Genomic DNA, 19,210 nt, shown 5'->3' with positions numbered 1-19,210 from the left:
CATGCATTCCTCGACCTCGCGCCGCAGCTTCATTGCCGGCAGCCTGCTCGCCGCCGTTCATCCGCTAGCGGCATTCGCTTCCGAATCGTGGCCCAGCCGGCCCGTGCGTTTCATCGTGCCGTTTCCGCCCGGCGGCCCGGTGGACACCACGGCCCGCGTTTTCAGCCAGAAACTTTCCGAGATCTGGAAAACCCCCACCGTCATCGACAACCGTGCCGGCGCGGGCGGGGTGGTGGGCGCCACGGCCGCCGCCAAAGAAGCACCCGATGGCTACGGACTGTTCGTGGGCGCCATCCACCATTCAGTCAACCCCGCGCTGATGGGCAAGCTGCCCTACGACATCGAAAAGGACTTCGCGCCCATCAGCTTCGCCGCCATGTTCCCTGTGTTCATCGTGGCGCATCCGTCGGTGCCAGCCAACACCCTCCAGGAACTGATTGCCCTGGCCAAGAAGGGCACGCCGCTGGCCTATGGCTCTTCGGGCAACGGCGGCGGCACGCACCTGGCGGGCGAGCTGTTCAACATGGAGGCCGGCACCAAGCTGCAGCACATCCCCTACAAAGGCAGCGCCCCGGCCATGAACGACCTGCTGGGCGGCCAGGTGCAGCTGATGTTCAGCGACGCGCCCACCGCGCTGCCGCACATCAAATCCGGCCGCATCAAGGTGCTGGGCGTGGCCAGCCGCCAGCGCTCGGCCATGCTGCCCAACGTGCCCACCGGCGTGGAATCCGGCCTGCCCGGCTACGAGGCGTATTCCTGGGCCGCGCTGTTTGCGCCCGCCAAGACGCCGCAGGCCGTGCTGGACAAGATCAACGCCGACTTCAACACCGCGATGAAAGACCCCGCCGTGCGCCAGCGCCTGCTGGACGCCGGCGCCGAAGCCGACCCCGGCACGCAGGAGCAGATGCGCCAGCGCCTGCGCAGCGAGCTGGACAAATGGGCCAAGGTCATCAAAACGGCGGGGATCACGCCGGGCTGAGACTGCGGCGAAGGCGCCCTTTCAGATTGTCGAATTGAAGCGAGGCCGTGACGAGTGCATGCTGCGTCTCTCACCGCGAAGTCATCCAAAAATACCATGCACCTGAGCGCACAAACCCACTACCAGGCCGAGCTAGATGCCGGCCGCTTTTGTCTGCAGCATTGCCCGCAGTGCCAGAACCACGTATTCACGCCACGCGAGCTGTGCCCGCACTGCGGCGCCAGCCCGCTGCGCTGGGTGCGCGCGAGCGGCCTGGGCACCGTGTATTCCGCCACCACCATCGCACGCAAGGCGGACGCCGGCGGCAACTACAACGTGGCCTTGATCGACCTGGACGAAGGCGTACGCATGATGAGCCGCGTGGAGGGCGTGGCGCCCGAGGCGGTACACATCGGCCAGCGCGTGCAGGCCCATGTGGCGCACAAGGACGGACGCGGCCTGGTGCTGTTCCAGCCCGCCGTGCAAGGGGGTGCCGAATGAGCCGCGTTCCCCAATCCCATCTGGATGCCGCTGCCGTGAATCGCCCGCTGCGCGGCCGCGTGGCCATCGCCGGCGCTGCCACCTATGGCTGCGGCGAGGCGCCCGGCATGGACGACATGACGCTGCTGGTGCGCGCTGCGCACGCGGCCGTGGCCGACGCGGGCCTGACCATGCAGGACATTGACGGCCTGGCCACCTGCAGCGTCAACGCCAGCATGTGGACCATGCCAGTCATCGAGCACCTGGGCATCAACCCGACCTATGTGGACGGCACCATGATCGGCGGCAGCAGCTTCATCGCCCACCTGCTGCCGGCGATGCGCGCGCTGGAGGCTGGCCAGTGCAAGGCCGTGCTGGTGTGTTATGGCAGCGCGCAGCGCTCCGCCACCTTCGGGCGCAAGGAAGGCGTGGCTGCCCGGCGTTTCCTGGACCCACAGCCCTACGAGCACCCCTACGAGCCGGTGTTGCCCGTCGCCGCCTACGCGCTGGCCGCCGCGCGCCACATGCATGAATTCGGCACCACGCGCGAGCAGCTGGCCGAGGTGGCGGTGGCTGCACGTGCCTGGGCCCAGAAGAACCCCGAGGCCTTCATGCGGGACCCGCTCACGATTGAGGACGTGCTTTCGGCCCGGCCGATTGCGAGCCCGCTGGGTGTGCGCGACTGCTGCCTGGTAACCGACGGCGGCGGCGCCATCGTGCTCACCCGCGCCGAGCGTGCGCGCGACCTGCCCAGGCCGCCGGTCTACGTGCTGGGCAATGCCACGGCAATATGGAACCGCCAGATCTCGTGCATGCCCGACCTGACGACGACGGCCGCTGCGCAGTCGGGCGCACAGGCCTTTGCGATGGCCGGGCTGAAGGCCGCCGACATGGACATGGCGCAGGTGTATGACGCCTTCACCATCAACACCATCCTGTTCCTGGAAGACCTGGGCTTTTGCGCCAAGGGCGAGGGCGGCGCCTTCGTCGCTGCCGGTGGCATCGCGCCCGGTGGGCGCCTGGCCGTCAACACCAATGGTGGCGGCCTGTCCTGCGTGCATCCGGGCATGTACGGCATCTTTGCGTTGATCGAGGCCGTGCGCCAGCTGCGCGGCGAAACGGGCGCACGCCAGCTCAGCAAACACCGCACAGCCGTGGTCCATGGCAACGGCGGCACGCTGTCGAGCCAGTCCACCGCCGTGCTCGGCACGGCCGAAACCCTCTGACCCTGACTATCGAAAAAAGAAAGAACCTCCGCCATGATCCGCGACCCAGAAACCCTTGAAGCCCTGCTCGACAGCGTGCGCCGATTCGTGCGCGAGCGCCTGGTGCCCGCCGAAAACGAAGTGTCCGAGACCGACGAGATTCCCGAAGCGATCGTGCAGGAAATGCGCAACCTCGGCCTGTTCGGCATGACCATTCCCGAGAAGTTCGGTGGTCTGGAGCTGACCATGGAGGAAGAGTGTCGTGTGCTGCTGGAGCTGTGCCAGACCGCACCGGCCTTCCGCTCCATCATCGGCACCACGGTGGGCATTGGCTCGCAGGGCATCCTGATGGACGGCACGCCCGAGCAACAGGCCGAGTGGCTGCCCAAGCTGGCTACGGGCGAGGTGATTGCATCGTTCGCGCTCACCGAGCCCGAAGCCGGATCGGACGCGGCCTCGCTGCGCACCACGGCCATCCGCGATGGCGACCACTACATCGTCAACGGCACCAAGCGCTACATCACGAACGCTCCGCACGCTGGCATGTTCACGCTGATGGCGCGCACCAACCCGCAGGACAAGGGCGCTGGCGGCGTGTCGTCTTTCATCGTGGACGCCAAGACCCCCGGCATCAGCTTTGGCAAGTACGACAAGAAGATGGGGCAGCGCGGCGCCCATACCTGCGACGTGATCTTCGATAACGTCAAGGTGCCGGCCGCCAACCTCATCGGCCTGCAGGAAGGCCGCGGGTTCAAGACCGCGATGAAAGTGCTGGAAAAAGGCCGCATCCACATTGCCGCGGTGGCCGTGGGCGTGGCCAAGCGCATTCTGCGCGACGCGTTGCAATACGCGCTGGAGCGCAAGCAGTTCGGCCAGCCGATCAGCGACTTCCAGTTGGTGCAAGCCATGCTGGCCGACAGCCAGGCCGAGCTGTACGCGGCCGAGTGCATGACCCTCGACGCCGCGCGCCGCCGCGACGACGGGCACAACGTCTCCACCGAGGCCTCGTGCGCCAAGATGTTCGCCACCGAGATGTGCGGCCGCGTGGCCGACCGCGCGGTGCAGATCCTGGGCGGCGCCGGCTACATGGCCGAGTACGGCATCGAGCGCTTCTACCGCGACGTGCGCCTGTTCCGCCTGTACGAGGGCACGACACAGATCCAGCAGATCATCATCGCGCGCAACATGGTGCGCGAAGCACGCAACGCATGAGCCGCCCGGCCGCTCCGAAGGCTGATGGCACCGCAGCCCGTCAGGACGAAGGCACGTCCGTGGGCGAAGCGGCACGGCCGGTGGACCGCAGCGCCTTCATGCGGCTCATCGGCGCCACGCAGGTGCCAGCGCCACCGGGCAAGGTGCATGTGCGCCTGCCACACCTGCGCGAGGAACTGCTCAACCAGCTGCCGGCCGCGCACGGCGGCGTCATCATGGCGCTGCTCGATTCGGTGATGTCGCGCGCCGCTGGCGAGCTACCGGATGCGCCCTCGCAGACTGCCGTGACCGTGGAGATGAGCAGCCGCTTCCATCGCCCGGCACGCGGCGCGCTACTGGCCGAGGGCTGGGTGGTGCACGCCACGCGCAGCCTGTGCAGCTGTGCGGGCCAGCTGATCGACGAGCAGGGCCAGGTGGTGGCCACGGCCAGCGGCACCTTCAAGTACTGGCTGGCACCGGTGACCTGGAAATCCATCGAATGAGAATGAAGTAAAAAGTGGCTCCAGCGCTTACCCATCAAGCGCTGGCAGCTATTATTTGAGGAGCATCACGCCAGCTGCAACCGCCCCTGCGCGTCTGCCACCAGCAACTCCACCAGTTCCTGCGCAAAGCTGGGCAGGGCCTCCAGGCTGCGCACGCAGATCTGCATTTCGCGCACCGACCAGGCATCCGACAGCGGCACGATGGCGATGTCCATGGTCTGGGCGTGGCGGCTGGCAGCCGACTCGGGCAGCACCCCAACGCCCACGCCCGACTCGATCATGCGGCAGGCGGTCTCGAAATTGCCGACCTGAATCCGCAGCTTGATCGGGCGGTGCAGCTGGTCGCTGGCCTGGCGCAAAAATGCATGGATGGCGCTCGACTCGTGCAGGCCGACATAGTCGAGCTCCAGCGTGTCGGCAAAGTCAATCTGCATCTGGCCGTCGAGCGCATGGCCGCGCGGCACCACCAGCACCAGGCGGTCACGGTGGTAGGGCAGGGTCTCGAGGTTTTCGGTGCGTACCAGGCCGGCGACGATGCCGATGTCGGTCTGCCCCTCGGTCACGGCGCGCACGATGTCGTGCGACAGGCGCTCGCGCAGGTCGATGTTGACGTCCGGGTTGCGACGCAGGTAAAGGCGCAGCACCGGCGGCAGGAACTCGCCCAGCGACGTGGTGTTGGCAAACACGCGCACATGGCCCTTGATGCCACGCACGTATTCCTGCATATCGCCGCGCAGGTGCTCAATCTGGCCCAGCACCATGCGCGCATGGGTGACGAAGGCCTGGCCCGGCGGGGTCAGCGTCACGCCCTGGCTGGTGCGGTACAGCAGCTTTGTGCCAATGCTCTCTTCCAGGTTTTTGATGCGCGTGCTCGCGGCAGGCAAGGAAATGAAAGACAACTCCGCTCCGCGCGTCATGCTGTTTGCTTCAGCAATGCGCACCATCAAACGCAAATCCACAAGATCAAAATGCATGGCCATGCGCGCATTGTAGGAAAGCTTGGCCCCTCCTTGCGCGCCTGTGCTGTCAGGCACAAACGCTGCCTTCAATAAAAGCGAAGTCACCCTGCGCGCAGCCGCCATAGGATGGCAACCTTGCCTGCAAAGTGCGGGCCACTCGACAGGTACCACCGAAAGAACGCCATGACCGCCAGCGACCACGCCACCGCCCCTGCCCCCCTGCCCCGCACGCGGCGGCACCGCAACGCACGGGGGCTCTGGGCCACCTGCGCGTGCTCGACCTCTCGCGCGTGCTCGCCGGTCCCTGGTGCACCCAGAACCTGGCCGACATGGGGGCCGATGTGATCAAGATCGAGAAGCCCGGCGAGGGTGACGACACGCGCCACTGGGGCCCGCCCTTTTTTGCCGATGCGGCCGGCACACCCACCGACAACGCCTGCTACTTTGCCGCCTGCAACCGCAACAAGCGCTCCGTCACGGTGGACATGGCCACACCCGAGGGCCAGGAACTCATCCGCGAACTGGCCTGCCAAAGCGACGTGCTGGTGGAAAATTTCAAGACCGGGGGCCTTGCGCGCTACGGCCTGGACTACGAGAGCCTGCGCCACCTCAACCCACGTCTGATCTACTGCTCGGTCACAGGCTTTGGCCACACCGGGCCTTATGCATCGCGCGCTGGCTACGACATGCTGGTACAGGCCATGAGCGGGCTGATGAGCATCACCGGGCACGCCGACTCAGAGCCCGGCGGTGGCCCCTTGCGCGTGGGTGTGGCCGTGATCGACCTTTTCACCGGCATGTACGCAACCAGCGCCATCCTCAGCGCCCTGGAAGCGCGCCACCACACGGGCCGCGGCCAGCACATCGACATGGCCCTGCTGGACGTGGCCATGGCCATCCTGGCCAACCAGGGCACGGGTTATCTCAACTCCGGCAACGTGCCCAAGCGCCAGGGCAACACCCACCCCAGCGTCGTGCCCTACCAGGACTTCCCCACGCAGGATGGCAACGTGCTGCTGGCCATTGGCAACGACGGGCAGTTCGCCCGCTTTTGCGCCGCCGCCGGCGTGGACTGGGCACAGGACGCGCGCTTTACCACCAACGCCGGCCGTGTCAGGCACCGCGACACCCTCATCCCCATGATGAGCGCGCTCACCCGCACGCGGCCCATGGCCGAATGGGTACGTCTGCTGGAAGACAAGGCCGTGCCCTGCGGCCCCATCAACCATATCGGCCAGGCCTTTGACGACCCCCAGGTGCAATACCGGGGCCTGCGCGTGGAGCAAGAGCGCTACCCCGGCGCCCAGCCGCCTGCGGGCGAACACGTCAACCGCGTGGTGACCACGGCCAGCCCCATGCGCCTGTCAGACACACCGCCCACGCTGCGCCATGCACCACCTGCCCTGGGCCAGCACACCGAGCAGGTATTGCGCGAACGCCTGGGTGTGGACAAAGAGCGCATGGCTGCGCTGCGCGCCAAGGGCGTGGTGTAGTTGTAGAGCCTCCTGCGCCGCAGCAGCCCGCAGGGCGCCAGTGCGCAATGCCACTTACCGGTTGTTAACACCGGGTCCAGCGCTCACGCCGTTTTCGCCCGGGTCTGCGCTGGGAGAATCCGGCGCCTGCCCCCCACGGCCGGCGCGGGTGCTACCGCGGCCACGCTGTGCAGCGCCAGGCAAAAGGGCTGCTCGCACTCAGCCCGCCCGGCATAGGGGCAGCCGGGGGTATGGCACAGGCCCTGCCCACCGCTGCGGGCCTGGTCCTCGTCGCGCGGCACCTGTCCGGTCGCCTGCAGGGCGGCCATCTGCACCCAGGGGTCCAGGCGCATCGACATCTCCCGCCCATACACCTGGGCCGCCTGCTGCGGCTGAAAATCCATGACCAGCAGCGCGCTGGTGCGCGCGGCAGCGGGCTCGGTGCCCTGCAGCACCAGCGCCACCACGCCCGATTGCAGGGCCTGCGGCGGCCCGCGAACGCTGCCTGCAAGGGGGCGGCCGAACCCGGCGCCGCGGCCAGAGACATTGACTGGGCCTGCAACCACGCTGCCGGCACTCGCAAGGTGAGCGAAAACCCGCGCGCGCCCTCGGTCGTCTGCACCGATCCCTGACGCACCAGCCAGTTCTGTAGTGGTGGCAACTGGGCCTCATCGCCGCCATCCAGCGCCCGGGCCAGATCGGCGGGCCAGGGCTGCGCCCGCAGCACCTGCTGGGGCAGCACCGGGGCCGTGAGCTGCTGCACCAGGGCGTCCACCATGCTGCGCAGCGGCCCGGCCAGCCCGGTGCTGGGCCACGCAGGCAACAGCGGCATGGCGCTGGCGGGCGCACCCAAAGCCGGGGGATTCAGTGGTGATGCGGATTGCGCGCCGGTGCCTGCGCGGCCCCCGGCATCGGCTGTGGGCAGCAGCGCATCGCCCAGGCCTTGCCGGGCCTGCGCCGACAGGCTCACCCGGTCCGTGAGCACCGGCGGTGCTGGCTGCGCCACGGGAACAGGCACCACCGGGTGCGCACCCGCAGCGGGCGGTGCCGGCAAGGGCTCCTGGGCTGGCGCGGGCACGGCCCCTTCGCGCTCGGCTCCCAGCAGCATGTTCTGCCGCTGCAAAGCCGCTTGCGCCAGGGCCTGTGCAACGGGCGGCTGGAGGCTGCGGGGCGGTTCCATGCGGATGGACATGGCGGGGCTTTGGGTTGTGGCTGGATGCGCGCCGAGGATGCGGCACGCCCGCAGATTCTGCGGGTTTTGGCGACCCGTGGCCACCGCAAGCGCATCACGGGCGCGGGCGCGGCGGCGTCACTCGACCCGGTTCCACTCCAGCGCGCGGCTGCGCCAGTGCTCTTCGATGGTCTGGGTGAAATCGGCGCGCACCAGCTTGGCGCGCTGCTCCAGCCAGTCGGCGTTTTCGCGGCGGATCACGATGCCTTCGAGGTTGCCCTGGCGAAACTGGCTGTGCGTTGCATGCACCCGTTCGCGCAGCTCGTCCAGGTTCACCGGCCCGGCATACAGGCACGGCACGGTCGCGAAGCCCATGCGCGCCGCCCACGCGTTGCGCCGCGTGGTGCTCCAGAACCGGCCCGTGCTGCGGTCATACACATCGAACAGCAGCCACCAGTCGGGCAGCGCGGCGTAGTCGAGCGAGTGGCGGGCGGCGCACCATTCGCCAAACGCCACCAGGTCGGTGCCCAGCGCATCAAACAGCTTGTCTTCGTGCGCGGCCAGCCAGGGGCCCAGCCGGGCAAACTGGCCGTGAAAGGGTTGCGGCAGATACTGCCCGCGGTTTTGCGCGCGCAACACGCCATCGGGCGACACCGAAAAGCCCAGGTTGGCGCCGTCGAGCTTTTCCTCCAGCACCACGTCGCCGGCCAGCAGTTCGTGCGCCTCATCGGGCGACAGCACCTTGTCGTCACGCGGCGCGCCGGTGGCCAGCCAGGCGATGTGCGGGGTGTGCGGGAATCGGAAGAAATCAGTCATATCGCGCCTTTTTTCCATGCTTGGTGTGCCAACGCGCCACCAGCCAGTCGTTCAACAAATTCTCCACCTCCAGGCCCACCGCCCGCAGCGCCTTCTGACAATCGAGCCAGTCGGTGTCGCTGGCATTGGTGAGCTTGCAGGCGCTGCCCAGTTCGAGTGCGGCCAGGGCGGCCGCCACCATCTTGCGGTCGGCCAGATCGGTCACGGCGCTGGCCAGCGCGGTGGGCAGCACGGCGTTGCCATCGGCATCGGGCTGCACATCCACCCACACCACTTCGTTGCGGTCGATCTTGTGCATCATCACCAGCCAGCCGTAGTCCTGCTCCGAGAGCTTGTGCCCGTATTCGCCGCACACCAGCCAGCCGGCGTCGAGCACGGCGTGGCGCGCGGGGTCGCCCTCAAACGCCTCCAGCCAGTCGAACACGCGCTGGCGCAGCGCGGCGTCGTCCACCGGTGTGCCCTCCTGGCGAAACGGCGAGCCGGCATCGGCCGCGCTGGCGACGATCAGCACGTTGGTGTCCACCAGCCGCGAGGCCGGCACAGCGGCGGACGCAGGGCCGGAAGGCTCAAGCACCGGCGGCTTCCCTCATGCGCTGCGCCCGGGCGCGTGCCTGCTCGCGCGCCTCGCCCATGGCATCGCCGAAAAACCGTGGCGGCCAGTTGCGCACGGCGCCGAATTCGTCCACCTCGAGCGGCACCAGCACCGCATTGGCGCCCTGCCGCTCCACAAACAGCATCTGGCATTGCGCGGTGGTGGTCTGACGGCGCGCCAGCAGGGTCTGCATGCGGCGAAACAGGTGCTCGGAATGCGTCTCCACCAGAAACTGCACCTGGCGCTGCTGGCTGACCTCGGCAAACAGCTCGGCCAGCACCGCCTGGGCCAGCGGGTGCAGGTGGATTTCGGGCTCTTCGAGCAGCACCGTGCTGCCGGGCGGCACGCTATAGGCCACCGTGAGCACCGGCAGCACCTGCGCCACGCCCACCCCCACATCGCGCAGGTTGGCGGCAACACCGTCCTTGTGCACCAGCAGTTCGTAGCGGCTGGAGCGCCCCAGCTGGCGCACCTCGATGCGGTCGGCCAGGCCCATGCGCTGCAACCCCGCCGACACGCTGCGCAGCACCGCGCCCTGCCCCACGCCCGGCTGCAAGGCATCGGACAGCAGGGCGTTGATGGCCTGCTGGCCCTCGGCCCCCACGGAGCCCGACCCGCCCTTGTTCCACACCTGGTCGCGCGCGGGTCGCTGGCGCAGCGGCCCCAGGTAGACGATGCCTTCCAGTTCGCGGCGCAGGGCCAGGCTCAGGTCCTGCAGATGGGCGCCATCGGGGCCCAGCAGGGCAATGGCTTCGGCCGAGAACGCAATCGAACGTTCGGGCGCCAGTTGCGGCCCCTTGCCGCGCGGCCGGGGCTCGCCATCCACCCACACCGCATAGGCCCCGCGCTCGCGGCGCACGGCCCGAAACTGCCGTGCCACCGTAGACAGCGACAGTGCCTGCACCACCACGGCGCCGCCGGCCGTCTGGCCGTAGCTGCAGGCGAAGCGGCCCTGGCGCACGCGCTCGCCCTCGGGGCGCTCGAACTCCAGCACGATCTCGAACTGGCGCGGCGCCGCAGTGCCATGCGCCAGCACGGCGTCAAAGTCGCCCAGGCTGACCAGGTCGTTGGCCTCGTCGCCGCCCAGGTTCAGGTGCACCGTGCGATCGGGCGCGGCCGCGGTCTGCTTGAGCAGCAGCAGGCTTTGCAGCAAGGTGGATTTGCCCGACGAGTTGCTGCCCAGCAGCATGGTGACCGGCGCCAGCCGCACGCTGCCACTGTCGCGCCAGGCCTTGAGGTTCTTGAGCTGCAGGTGCTTGATCATGTGCGGTGTTTTGCCGCCCCAGCGCGGCCGGTGGTGGGCGGCGGGCTGCACGCTCGCTTCGGGTCGGCTCAGAGGCTGAGAGTTTTTTGCCCGTGCCCGAAAGGCGCGTCAAAACGCCGCTGATCGAGGCGCAAAGCACAGCCATAGCTCGGGCTATGGCGCGCATTTGCAACGACGAGCAGGGGTGATTTGGCGTGCAAGGCGGGCATAGGCAAAAGACTCTCAGCCTCTCAGGCCAATGCGGCGGGCTCGCGGTAGAACAGCTGGCGCGTTTTCACCGGCGCCACCGCCTTGGCAATCGCGCCAATGTGGTCCGGCGTCGTGCCGCAGCAGCCGCCCAGGATGTTCACCAGCCCTTCGGCCGCGAACTCGTGCACCAGGCGGCTGGTGATTTCGGGGGTTTCGTCAAACCCGGTGTCGCTCATGGGGTTGGGCAGGCCGGCGTTGGGATAACAGCTGATGAAGGTGTCCTCGGCCACGCGGTTGAGCTCCTGGATGTAAGGTCGCATCAGCGTGGCGCCCAGGGCGCAATTGAGGCCAATGGCCAGCGGGCGCGCATGGCGCACGCTGTTCCAGAAGGCGGTCACGGTCTGGCCACTCAGGATGCGGCCCGACGCATCGGTGACCGTGCCGCTGATGATGAGTGGCAGTCGCTCGCCGCTGTTCTCGAAAAACTCGTCGATGGCAAACAGCGCGGCCTTGGCGTTGAGCGTGTCGAAAATCGTCTCGACCAGCAGCACATCGGCGCCACCTTCGACCAGCGCCTCGACCTGCTCGTAGTAGGCCGCACGCAGGGTTTCAAAGTCGATATTGCGCGCGCCGGGGTCGTTCACATCGGGGCTGATGCTGGCCGTCTTGGGCGTGGGGCCGAGGGCGCCGGCCACAAAGCGCGGCTTTTCGGGCGTGCTGTATTTGTCGCAGGCAGCGCGCGCCAGCTGGGCCGAGCGCAGGTTCATCTCGCGCGCCAGGTGGGCCATCTTGTAGTCCTCCTGCGCCACGGTGGTGGCGCCGAAGGTGTTGGTCTCGATCAGGTCAGCGCCTGCGGCCAGGTAGCGCTCGTGGATGTCGCGGATCACGTCGGGCCGCGTGATGCTGAGCAGCTCGTTGTTGCCCTTCACATCGCGCGGAAAGTCCTTGAAGCGATCGCCCGCGCCATCTGGCCCCGTGTAGCCCTCGCCCCGGTACTGCGCCTCGCCCAGCTTGAAGCGCTGGATCATGGTGCCCATGGCGCCGTCGAGGATGACGATGCGTTGGGCGAGGATGTCGGGCAGTTGCGCGGCGCGGGTGTAGTGAAGGGCTTGCATAGCCCGCTATTGTAGGAAGCCGGGCCCTCCGGCGCCGTTTGCGGATCTCTGCGGCAAGCGGAGCGCGCCAGAACCGCGAGGCATGGCGGCTAAAGGACGCACGGTGTACCCCGGCGCGACGTTCTTTTAAAACCACAAAGAATATTAATTAAATTCCACATACGCATTGCGATATACTGACTTCTGTTGCAGTCACGTCCCCTGACAAGGCCGTCACCGCAACGCCTGCTCAGAGGCGGCAAGCCGCCCCCAAATGCAGGCCGCCATTTGCGACCGTTGTCGCCCAGTGGGTCTGTAGAGCTGCAGCCCACCGCGTCCCTCGATGCTCACGCAGGTCGATTTCCAAGCCTGCGATCCTGATTGACCCCGATTTCCAAGACCGCCATTTCCATGGGCAAGTACGTCGTTTCGCCCGCGACACACCCGACCGACTGCGGCCGCTTTCGCGCCTCCTTCTCGGTCCAACGCTCCCAGGGCAACGGCAGCTACTGCCGCGTATTCCGTTTTGACAAAGCGTTCGCCTCGCGCGAGGCCGCCCGGCTCTTTGCAGTCACCCAGGGCTGGCTGCAAACGAGCATGGCGCACCCGCCCACCTGCTGATGGATGGTCTGCTCACCCCAGGTCCATTCCAGTCAACCCTTCCTCCGTGCTGCGGGCTCCCGATCCGCACGCCCCAACCCCAACGGTGCGCCATTCGTTGCACACCACTCTTCAGAAAGGCTCTTCCATGAGTACCAAAATCTACGTGGGCAACCTGCCCTACTCCGTGACCGACTCCACCCTGGAAAGCAACTTTGCCGAGTTTGGCGGCGTCTCGTCGGCCAAGGTCATGATGGACCGCGAAACCGGGCGCTCCAAAGGCTTCGGCTTTGTGGAAATGGCGAACGTCGAAGTTGCGCAAGCCGCCATCAGCGCGCTGCACGGCATGTCTGTCGATGGCCGCTCGATCGTCGTGAACCTGGCCCGCCCGCGCGAAGAGCGCAGCGACTCGGGTGGCTACAGCGCTACCGGCTACACCGCGGGCAAGCGCTCGGACGTTGGCTACGGCACGGGTGGCTACGGCGGCGGCCGTTACTGAAGCCAGCCACTTCCTGCGAAAGACCGGCTCTGCGGAGCCGGTCTTTTTTTGTCCCGATCAGCCCCGGCGGCAGCTGGCGCGCCAGCAGGGGCGGACTCTGGCGTGGCGCCCCATGCCGCCGCTCCTGCGCAGTGCGACACCCGGCGCACAATAAGCCCCTTCGCCCGCTGGCAAGCCCGCCGCGAAAATATGGGTCAAATTGGCCTCTAGCGCTTTATAGATAAGCGCCATCAGCTATCAATTTCAGAGTATCCGCTTGTCTTCTCGCCTCGCCACCGCACCGACCCCTGCCCACACCGTCCTGCACGACGTCTTTGGCTACGAACAGTTTCGGGGCCCCAGCAGGACATCGTCGAGCATGTGATCGCCGGCGGCGATGCGCTGGTGCTCATGCCCACGGGCGGCGGCAAATCGCTGTGCTACCAGGTGCCCGCCATCGTGCGCCAGCAGCAGGGGCGCGGGGTGACCATCGTCGTCTCGCCGCTGATTGCGCTGATGCACGACCAGGTGGGCGCGCTGCACGAGGCGGGGGTGGACGCGGCGTTCCTCAACTCCACGCTGAGTTTTGACGAGGCGCAGGACGTGGAGCTGCGCCTGCAAACCGGCGACATCACGCTGCTGTATGCCGCGCCCGAGCGGCTGAACACACCACGTTTCCTGGGCCTGCTCGACAGCCTGTACCAGGGCGGGCACCTCTCGCTGTTTGCCATTGACGAGGCGCACTGCGTGAGCCAGTGGGGCCACGACTTTCGCCCCGAGTACCGCGCGCTCACGGTGCTGCACGAGCGCTATGCGGGCGTGCCGCGCATTGCGCTCACGGCCACGGCCGACGACCTCACGCGGGCCGACATCATCGAGCGGCTGCAGCTCGAAGACGCGCGGTTGTTCATCAGCAGCTTTGACCGGCCCAACATCCGCTACACGATTGTGGAAAAGAAGGACGCCACCACCCAGCTGCTGCGCTTCATCGAACGCGAGCACGCAGGCGAAGCTGGCGTGGTGTATTGCCAGTCACGCAAGCGGGTGGAAGAACTGGCCAACACCTTGTGCGATGCGGGCATCACCGCCCTGCCCTACCACGCGGGGCTGGACACCAAGGTGCGCCAGAGGAACCAGGACCGCTTCCTGCGCGAGGAAGGCATCGTGATGGTGGCCACCATCGCGTTTGGCATGGGCATCGACAAGCCCGATGTGCGCTTTGTGGCGCATGTGGACATGCCCAAGAACATCGAGGGCTACTACCAGGAAACCGGCCGCGCGGGCCGCGATGGGCTGAACGCCGACGCCTGGATGGCCTATGGCCTGAACGATGTGGTCAACCAGCGCCGCATGATCGACGAGAGCCCGGCGGGCGAGGAGTTCAAGCAGGCGCTGCGCGGCAAGCTTGATGCGCTGCTGGCCCTGGCCGAGGCCACCGACTGCCGCCGCGTGCGGCTGCTGGCCTACTTTGGCGAAACGTACGGCGCCAAACTGCCCGCCGCCGGGCCGCCCCAAGGCGGGCAAGGCCCCCTCGGGGGGCAGCGAGCACACGAAGTGCCGAGCGTGGGGGTCACATGTGGCAACTGCGACAACTGCCTGAACCCGCCCGCCGTGTGGGATGCGACCGACGCTGCGCGCAAGCTGCTGTCCACCATCTACCGCGTGAACCAGGCCAGCGGCATCAGCTTTGGCACCGGGCACATCATGGATGTGTTGCGCGGCAAGAAGACGGAGAAGGTCGCGCAGTTCGGGCACGAAAAGATCTCCACCTTCGGCATTGGCGCCGACCTGACCGAGCCCCAGCTGCGCGGCGTGCTGCGCCAGCTGATCGCCACCGGCGCCCTGGGCCTGCAGAAGGTGATGCTGGACAGCGGCCACAGCTTTGACACCCTGTGCCTCACCGAAGGCTCGCGCGCCGTGCTCAAGGGCGAGGTGCCGGTGCAGCTGCGCGAATCGGTGTCCTCGGCCCGGCCAAACGCACGCGATCACGCAAGGGAACCGGCAGCGCCCCCCGGCCGCCGCCGCCAACCTGGGCCCCGATGCGCAGGTGCGCTTCATCAACCTCAAGGCCTGGCGCGCCGAGGTGGCGCGCGAGCACAACCTGCCGGCGTATGTGATCTTTCACGACGCCACCCTGGCGGCGATTGCCGAACGCAACCCCGGCACGCTGGAGGACCTGCAGGGCATCAGCGGCATGGGGGCGAAGAAGCTGGAGGCGTATGGCGCCGAGGTGCTGCGGGTGTGCGGGCAGTGAGCATGCGGGTCTGAACACAGCAGCGGGCCGGGCGGCGGGCCGCTGCGTACAGCAATCGTTCCGAGTGGCGCATCCATCGCCATCCGCACCAACAAAAACGGCGCCCGGAGGCGCCTCCGCTGATGTTCAGCAAATCAGGCCGATTTGCGGCGGCGGGCGACAGCCAGGCCAACCAGTGAAAGGCCGATCAAGGCGATGGAGCCTGGCTCGGGCACTGCGTTGGGTGGGTCTCTCAAAACCAGCGATGTCGTGATCAGCAAATTGGACTGGGTGGTGTGCCGCTCCGCGAAAAAGAAATCGAAGCTGTAGTCGCCGGTGGCCTTGCCGGCCATCAGCGTATCTAAGTTCACGGTTTGACTTTGAGCGCCATGCACTCCGCCAAGATCGATTCCGAGTTGCTTGTCGAAATACACCCACACATCGTCGTCGCCAGTGAACGAAAAAGTCTGACCAGCACCCTGGATGTAGCTGAAGGTCGATGCAATGGCGTAGGTGAAGTGGTAGTTGTGTGCCCTGCCTTGGTTGCCAAGCAGGGCGCCATCGATGGGGAAAAAGTTGTTGTTCGTGTACTGATAAACGCCGCTACCAGCAAACGTCTCGTTCAGCGTGATGGAATGAGATGTGCTGTTGGCAGTGTTGGTGTACCAATTGCTGAATGCACCCGCGCCGCTGTTGCTGATGACGCTGCTGCCCAGGGCTGTCAGGGTGGGTGATGCGCCGCTCAGGGTGGAACCGACGTAACCGGAGCCCGAAGTGAGGGAACCCTCGAAGTTCACACCATCCGAATTGAAGTCACGCACCGTGCCGGTCAGCGTGATCGCACCTGCGAAGGCCGTCAGACAGGAGAAGGTCGCGAACGTGGCAGCAAGAAAGCGTTTCATATTGATATCTCGTGGGATGAATGCGTATCCGGATCACTGCAGTTTCTGTGCCAATCGCGTATGTTGTTGATTTCATTGAATGAATTTTTCACAAACTGCAAATTTGTAAAATTTTCCGACGTTTACATGGACCGTGTGATCGCTGCATTGCTTCGCGGCAAGTACCTTGTCCACCGTGGGCGAACCACAGCAGCTGGTTGTGCGACAAAGAGTTTCGGCTGGCCGGCGTTCCGCAACCAACAACACGGCTTGCGCATGCCGCTACTGAAACATGAGCTTTTAATGCTTATCGTCTATGCATTGGGAGCACTTTTCCCCACCACATATCACCAACCGGCTGAGGGCGGTTGGCGCTGCTACATTCGTCCTCCTGAAGACGACCTCGCGATATGCCTGCCCACCGCGCCGTCCTCGCGTTCAAACCCGACATGACCACCACGCACCGCCCCGCACCACGGCCGCCAGCGCCGGCGTGATGGACCGCGGCCCACGACAACGTGGCGGCAGGCACGCCCTGCCAGTGCTACCGCCGCGGCTGTGTGCCGGGCTGATCGCCCTGGCCGTGCTCGCAGGCTGCGCCACGCAAAGCCCGAACCTGGCGGCGCAACTGGCGCCCGACGACAGTGCCAGCGCTCGCTACAGCGCCGATCTGGCCACTTGCCGCCAGAACGCGGCCCAGGTGGGTGTGGTGGCCGAGACGCTGGACGGCCTGGTGCAGGGTGCGCTGGTGACGGCTGCGCTGGTGTGGGGCCTGGGCTACGGGCACGACACGGTGCGCGACTGGGCCGCCGTGGGTGGCGTACTGGGTGCCACGCAGGGGCTGCAGGCACTGGAGCGGCGCCAGCGCACCGAGGCTGCCTGCATGGCGGCCCGGGCCACGGCCCGGTGGCGGCCATGCCCCGGCCGGTGCCATGGCGCCCTGCGCCCACCGCAACGCCGGCAGCGCCCCGCCCGATCGGCACCGATGCCTTCAGCGCCGAACGCCTGGCGCGCAGCCAGTCGTGCAGCGAACAGCCCATGGCCTCGCTGGCAGCCAAGGGGCCGGGGTTCGAGACCTACAGCGTGGCCTGCGCCAACGGCGATGCGCTGGCGATCCGCTGCGAGTTCGGCAACTGCAGGGTGCTGCGCTGAGGGCCGTGGCGGGGCCCGTCAGAGTCACTATCAAAACGTGAGCTATCAGCGCTTTCTGCACAAGCGCTAGCGGCCATTTTTGCCATCAAACCGGGGCCGCTCGGCCGAATGGGCCTGCGCAACCCCGCGCAGCTTGTGCAACCAATTTTTCCCGGACATCATGGCAGCTGCCCGAAGCCCGATCACGCACGAAGAGGCCAACACCATGACCGCCTGGACCACGCACGAGGTTTTCAACCAGTTCGACGAGCTGGCCGATTTCAACCTGCTCACCACCGACGCAGCGCTGGGTGAAGCGCTGGAGCGCGCGGGCGCGCTCTGGGCGCAGCCGCAGCTGGCGGCCTACGGCCAGCAGCTGGGCGCGCAGGACACCTGGCGCCTGGCCGAACAAGCCAATCGCCACACCCCCACATTGCACAGCTTTGATGCGCGGGGCCGCCGCACCGACACGGTGGAGTTTCACCCCAGCTGGCACGCGCTGATGGCGTTGTACCGCGCGCAGGGCCTGGTCGCGCAGCCGTTTCTAAACCAGCGCGCGGGCCGGTGGACGGCGTGGGCCGCGGGCTTTTACCTGCATGGCCAGGTCGAGCAGGGCACGCTGTGCCCGGCCACCATGACCACGGCCAGCATTCCGGTGCTGCAAAAGGAGCCCGCGCTGTGGGCGCAGCTGCAGGCACAGCTGTTCAGCAACGACTACGACGCGCGCGATGTGCCGCTGGCGCAAAAGCGCTCGATCTGGCTGGGCATGGGCATGACCGAAAAGCAGGGCGGCTCGGACGTGCGCGCCAATTCCACGCTGGCCACGCCGTTGCGCTCAGGTACAGGCGCGGGCGGGCGCGGGGGCGAATATCTGCTGCGCGGCCACAAGTGGTTTTTCTCGGCGCCGATGTGCGACGCGCACCTGGTGGTGGCGCGCACGGCCGAGGGCGGCCACGCCTGCTTTTTTGTGCCGCGCTGGCGGCCCGATGGCAGCAAGAACGCGGTGAACGTGCAGCGCCTCAAAGACAAGGTGGGCAACCGCAGCAATGCGAGCAGCGAGGTCGAGTTTGCGGACGCATGGGGCATCCTGATGGGCGAGGAAGGGCGCGGCATTCCCACCATCATCGAGATGGCCACCACCACCCGGCTCAACTGCGTACTGGGCAGCGCCGCCATCCTGCGCCAGGCCACGGTGCAGGCCCTGGCCTATGCACGACAGCGCCAGGCGTTTGGCAAACGTCTGGCCGAGCAGCCACTGATGCGCGCGGTGCTGGCCGATCTGGCCCTGGAAAGCGAGGCCGCGCTGGTGCTGGCCATGCGGCTGGCGCAGGCCTACGAGCATGAAAGCGAGGGAGCGAGCGACCCCGCACAGCGCGCGTGGAAGCGCGTGATGACGCCCGCCGCCAAGTTCTGGGTCTGCAAGCGCGCAGTGGAGCTGACCGGCGAGGCCATGGAAGTGTTTGGCGGCAACGGCTATGTGGACAGCAGCGCGATGGCCAGGCTGTTTCGCGAGGCACCGGTCAACTCCATCTGGGAGGGCTCGGGCAACGTGATGTGCCTGGATGTGCTGCGCGCCATTGGCCGCGAGCCCGAGGCCGCCATGGCCTTGCTGGCGGAACTGGCGGACACCGCTGCCGGCGAGCCGCTGTTGCTGGCCGAGCTGCAGGTATTGCGCGGCCTGCTGGCCACCAAGCCCCCCGAGGCGCTGGAAGCCCTGGGCCGCGTGCTGGTGCAGCGCCTGGTGCTGGTGGCCCAGGCGTGCCTGCTGCGCCGCCATGCGCCGGCGGCGGTGGCCGATGGCTTTATTGCCACGCGGCTGGGCAGCGCATCAGCGGGCCGGGTGGTGGGGACCATCGACACGCGGGCGATCGACGTGGCAGCGGTGCTGGCACGCGCCTTTCCCGGTTGATCGCCGACGATGCGCCGGGGCGCCGGATGCGATGTCGGAACCTGTCCGCCTGGAGAACTTTGAGTCAAATCGGGCTCAAACGTT

General features: G+C 67.1%; 19 protein-coding genes and 1 pseudogene. 12 read left to right on the top strand and 8 right to left on the bottom strand.

Features of this window, described 5'->3' with window-relative positions:
- Position 1: 1 nt before the first annotated feature.
- The 5 genes from CBP34_RS00575 (at position 2) to CBP34_RS00555 (ending at position 4,337) form a co-directional block, all read left to right on the top strand.
- On the top strand, positions 2 to 979 hold the full coding sequence (locus CBP34_RS00575) for a tripartite tricarboxylate transporter substrate binding protein (RefSeq protein ID WP_094096986.1): 978 nt from the start codon (positions 2 to 4) through the stop codon (positions 977 to 979).
- A gap of 96 nt (positions 980 to 1,075) precedes the next feature.
- Entirely contained in the window at positions 1,076 to 1,459 is a 384-nt protein-coding gene (locus tag CBP34_RS00570) for a Zn-ribbon domain-containing OB-fold protein (RefSeq protein ID WP_094096985.1), read from the top strand.
- Positions 1,456 to 2,664 (top strand): thiolase, encoded by a 1,209-nt coding sequence (locus tag CBP34_RS00565; RefSeq protein ID WP_094096984.1) that lies wholly within the window; start codon positions 1,456 to 1,458, stop codon positions 2,662 to 2,664. Before CBP34_RS00570 ends, CBP34_RS00565 begins: the two co-directional genes overlap by 4 nt.
- 33 nt (positions 2,665 to 2,697) lie before the next feature.
- Positions 2,698 to 3,855: an acyl-CoA dehydrogenase family protein gene (locus CBP34_RS00560; protein WP_094096983.1), complete on the top strand. Its 1,158-nt coding sequence runs from the start codon at positions 2,698 to 2,700 to the stop codon at positions 3,853 to 3,855.
- A 98-nt stretch (positions 3,856 to 3,953) separates the two neighbouring features.
- On the top strand, positions 3,954 to 4,337 hold the full coding sequence (locus CBP34_RS00555; RefSeq protein ID WP_086913852.1) for a PaaI family thioesterase: 384 nt from the start codon (positions 3,954 to 3,956) through the stop codon (positions 4,335 to 4,337).
- A gap of 65 nt (positions 4,338 to 4,402) precedes the next feature.
- Here the strand turns inward: CBP34_RS00555 and CBP34_RS00550 are convergent, their stop codons facing one another.
- The gene (locus CBP34_RS00550; protein WP_086913851.1) at positions 4,403 to 5,317 is read right to left on the bottom strand and encodes a LysR family transcriptional regulator; all 915 of its coding nucleotides are present in this window, start codon (positions 5,315 to 5,317) and stop codon (positions 4,403 to 4,405) included.
- A 236-nt stretch (positions 5,318 to 5,553) separates the two neighbouring features.
- Between CBP34_RS00550 and CBP34_RS00545 the strand changes: the two genes are divergently transcribed.
- Positions 5,554 to 6,789, top strand: coding sequence for a CaiB/BaiF CoA transferase family protein (locus CBP34_RS00545; RefSeq protein WP_236748608.1), 1,236 nt, complete (start codon positions 5,554 to 5,556; stop codon positions 6,787 to 6,789).
- Positions 6,790 to 6,872: 83 nt separating this feature from the next.
- Here CBP34_RS00545 and CBP34_RS19715 read toward each other — a convergent pair whose 3' ends face one another.
- The 5 genes from CBP34_RS19715 to CBP34_RS00520 form a co-directional block, all read right to left on the bottom strand.
- Complete coding sequence (locus CBP34_RS19715; protein WP_208616357.1) at positions 6,873 to 7,334, bottom strand: hypothetical protein; 462 nt, start codon at positions 7,332 to 7,334, stop codon at positions 6,873 to 6,875.
- Positions 7,335 to 8,077: 743 nt separating this feature from the next.
- Positions 8,078 to 8,755, bottom strand: coding sequence for an RNA ligase family protein (locus CBP34_RS00535; protein ID WP_094096981.1), 678 nt, complete (start codon positions 8,753 to 8,755; stop codon positions 8,078 to 8,080).
- The gene (locus CBP34_RS00530; protein ID WP_208616356.1) at positions 8,748 to 9,329 is read right to left on the bottom strand and encodes a hypothetical protein; all 582 of its coding nucleotides are present in this window, start codon (positions 9,327 to 9,329) and stop codon (positions 8,748 to 8,750) included. The genes CBP34_RS00535 and CBP34_RS00530 overlap by 8 nt, the downstream gene beginning before the upstream one ends.
- Positions 9,322 to 10,611, bottom strand: coding sequence for an AAA family ATPase (locus CBP34_RS00525; protein ID WP_094098990.1), 1,290 nt, complete (start codon positions 10,609 to 10,611; stop codon positions 9,322 to 9,324). The genes CBP34_RS00530 and CBP34_RS00525 overlap by 8 nt, the downstream gene beginning before the upstream one ends.
- Before the next feature lie 230 nt (positions 10,612 to 10,841).
- Positions 10,842 to 11,915, bottom strand: coding sequence for a homocysteine S-methyltransferase family protein (locus tag CBP34_RS00520; RefSeq protein WP_094096979.1), 1,074 nt, complete (start codon positions 11,913 to 11,915; stop codon positions 10,842 to 10,844).
- 390 nt (positions 11,916 to 12,305) lie between these two features.
- Here CBP34_RS00520 and CBP34_RS00515 point away from each other — a divergent pair, with 390 nt between their 5' ends.
- The 3 genes and pseudogenes from CBP34_RS00515 (at position 12,306) to CBP34_RS00505 (ending at position 15,226) form a co-directional block, all read left to right on the top strand.
- A complete protein-coding gene (locus tag CBP34_RS00515; RefSeq protein ID WP_086913850.1) occupies positions 12,306 to 12,515 on the top strand; it encodes a hypothetical protein in 210 nt (69 codons plus the stop codon).
- Between the two features lie 127 nt (positions 12,516 to 12,642).
- Positions 12,643 to 12,993 (top strand): RNA recognition motif domain-containing protein, encoded by a 351-nt coding sequence (locus CBP34_RS00510; protein ID WP_086910931.1) that lies wholly within the window; start codon positions 12,643 to 12,645, stop codon positions 12,991 to 12,993.
- Positions 12,994 to 13,249: 256 nt separating this feature from the next.
- Positions 13,250 to 15,226: pseudogene (locus CBP34_RS00505) on the top strand (RecQ family ATP-dependent DNA helicase).
- Positions 15,227 to 15,360: 134 nt separating this feature from the next.
- Here the strand turns inward: CBP34_RS00505 and CBP34_RS00500 are convergent.
- Positions 15,361 to 16,107 carry a fibro-slime domain-containing protein gene (locus CBP34_RS00500; protein WP_086926191.1) on the bottom strand — a complete coding sequence of 249 codons (747 nt, stop codon included), beginning with the start codon at positions 16,105 to 16,107 and terminating at the stop codon, positions 15,361 to 15,363.
- Positions 16,108 to 16,167: 60 nt separating this feature from the next.
- Between CBP34_RS00500 and CBP34_RS19295 the strand changes: the two genes are divergently transcribed.
- Positions 16,168 to 16,539: a hypothetical protein gene (locus CBP34_RS19295; protein WP_157896410.1), complete on the top strand. Its 372-nt coding sequence runs from the start codon at positions 16,168 to 16,170 to the stop codon at positions 16,537 to 16,539.
- A 91-nt stretch (positions 16,540 to 16,630) separates the two neighbouring features.
- Here the strand turns inward: CBP34_RS19295 and CBP34_RS19855 are convergent, their stop codons facing one another.
- Positions 16,631 to 17,020 carry a hypothetical protein gene (locus CBP34_RS19855; RefSeq protein WP_236748477.1) on the bottom strand — a complete coding sequence of 130 codons (390 nt, stop codon included), beginning with the start codon at positions 17,018 to 17,020 and terminating at the stop codon, positions 16,631 to 16,633.
- On the opposite strand from CBP34_RS19855, the gene CBP34_RS19850 reads away from it, so the two are divergent.
- Together CBP34_RS19850 and CBP34_RS00490 are read left to right on the top strand one after the other, a co-directional pair.
- Positions 17,014 to 17,238: a hypothetical protein gene (locus CBP34_RS19850; RefSeq protein WP_236748476.1), complete on the top strand. Its 225-nt coding sequence runs from the start codon at positions 17,014 to 17,016 to the stop codon at positions 17,236 to 17,238. The genes CBP34_RS19855 and CBP34_RS19850 overlap by 7 nt on opposite strands.
- 205 nt (positions 17,239 to 17,443) lie before the next feature.
- Positions 17,444 to 19,126: an acyl-CoA dehydrogenase family protein gene (locus tag CBP34_RS00490; RefSeq protein ID WP_094098989.1), complete on the top strand. Its 1,683-nt coding sequence runs from the start codon at positions 17,444 to 17,446 to the stop codon at positions 19,124 to 19,126.
- The last annotated feature ends 84 nt before the right edge of the window (positions 19,127 to 19,210 follow it).

The organism is Acidovorax carolinensis, assembly GCF_002157145.1.
Lineage (GTDB): Bacteria > Pseudomonadota > Gammaproteobacteria > Burkholderiales > Burkholderiaceae_C > Acidovorax > Acidovorax carolinensis.
Note: the sequence above shows the minus strand (reverse complement) of the source record. Positions and strands in the feature narration are given on the sequence as shown.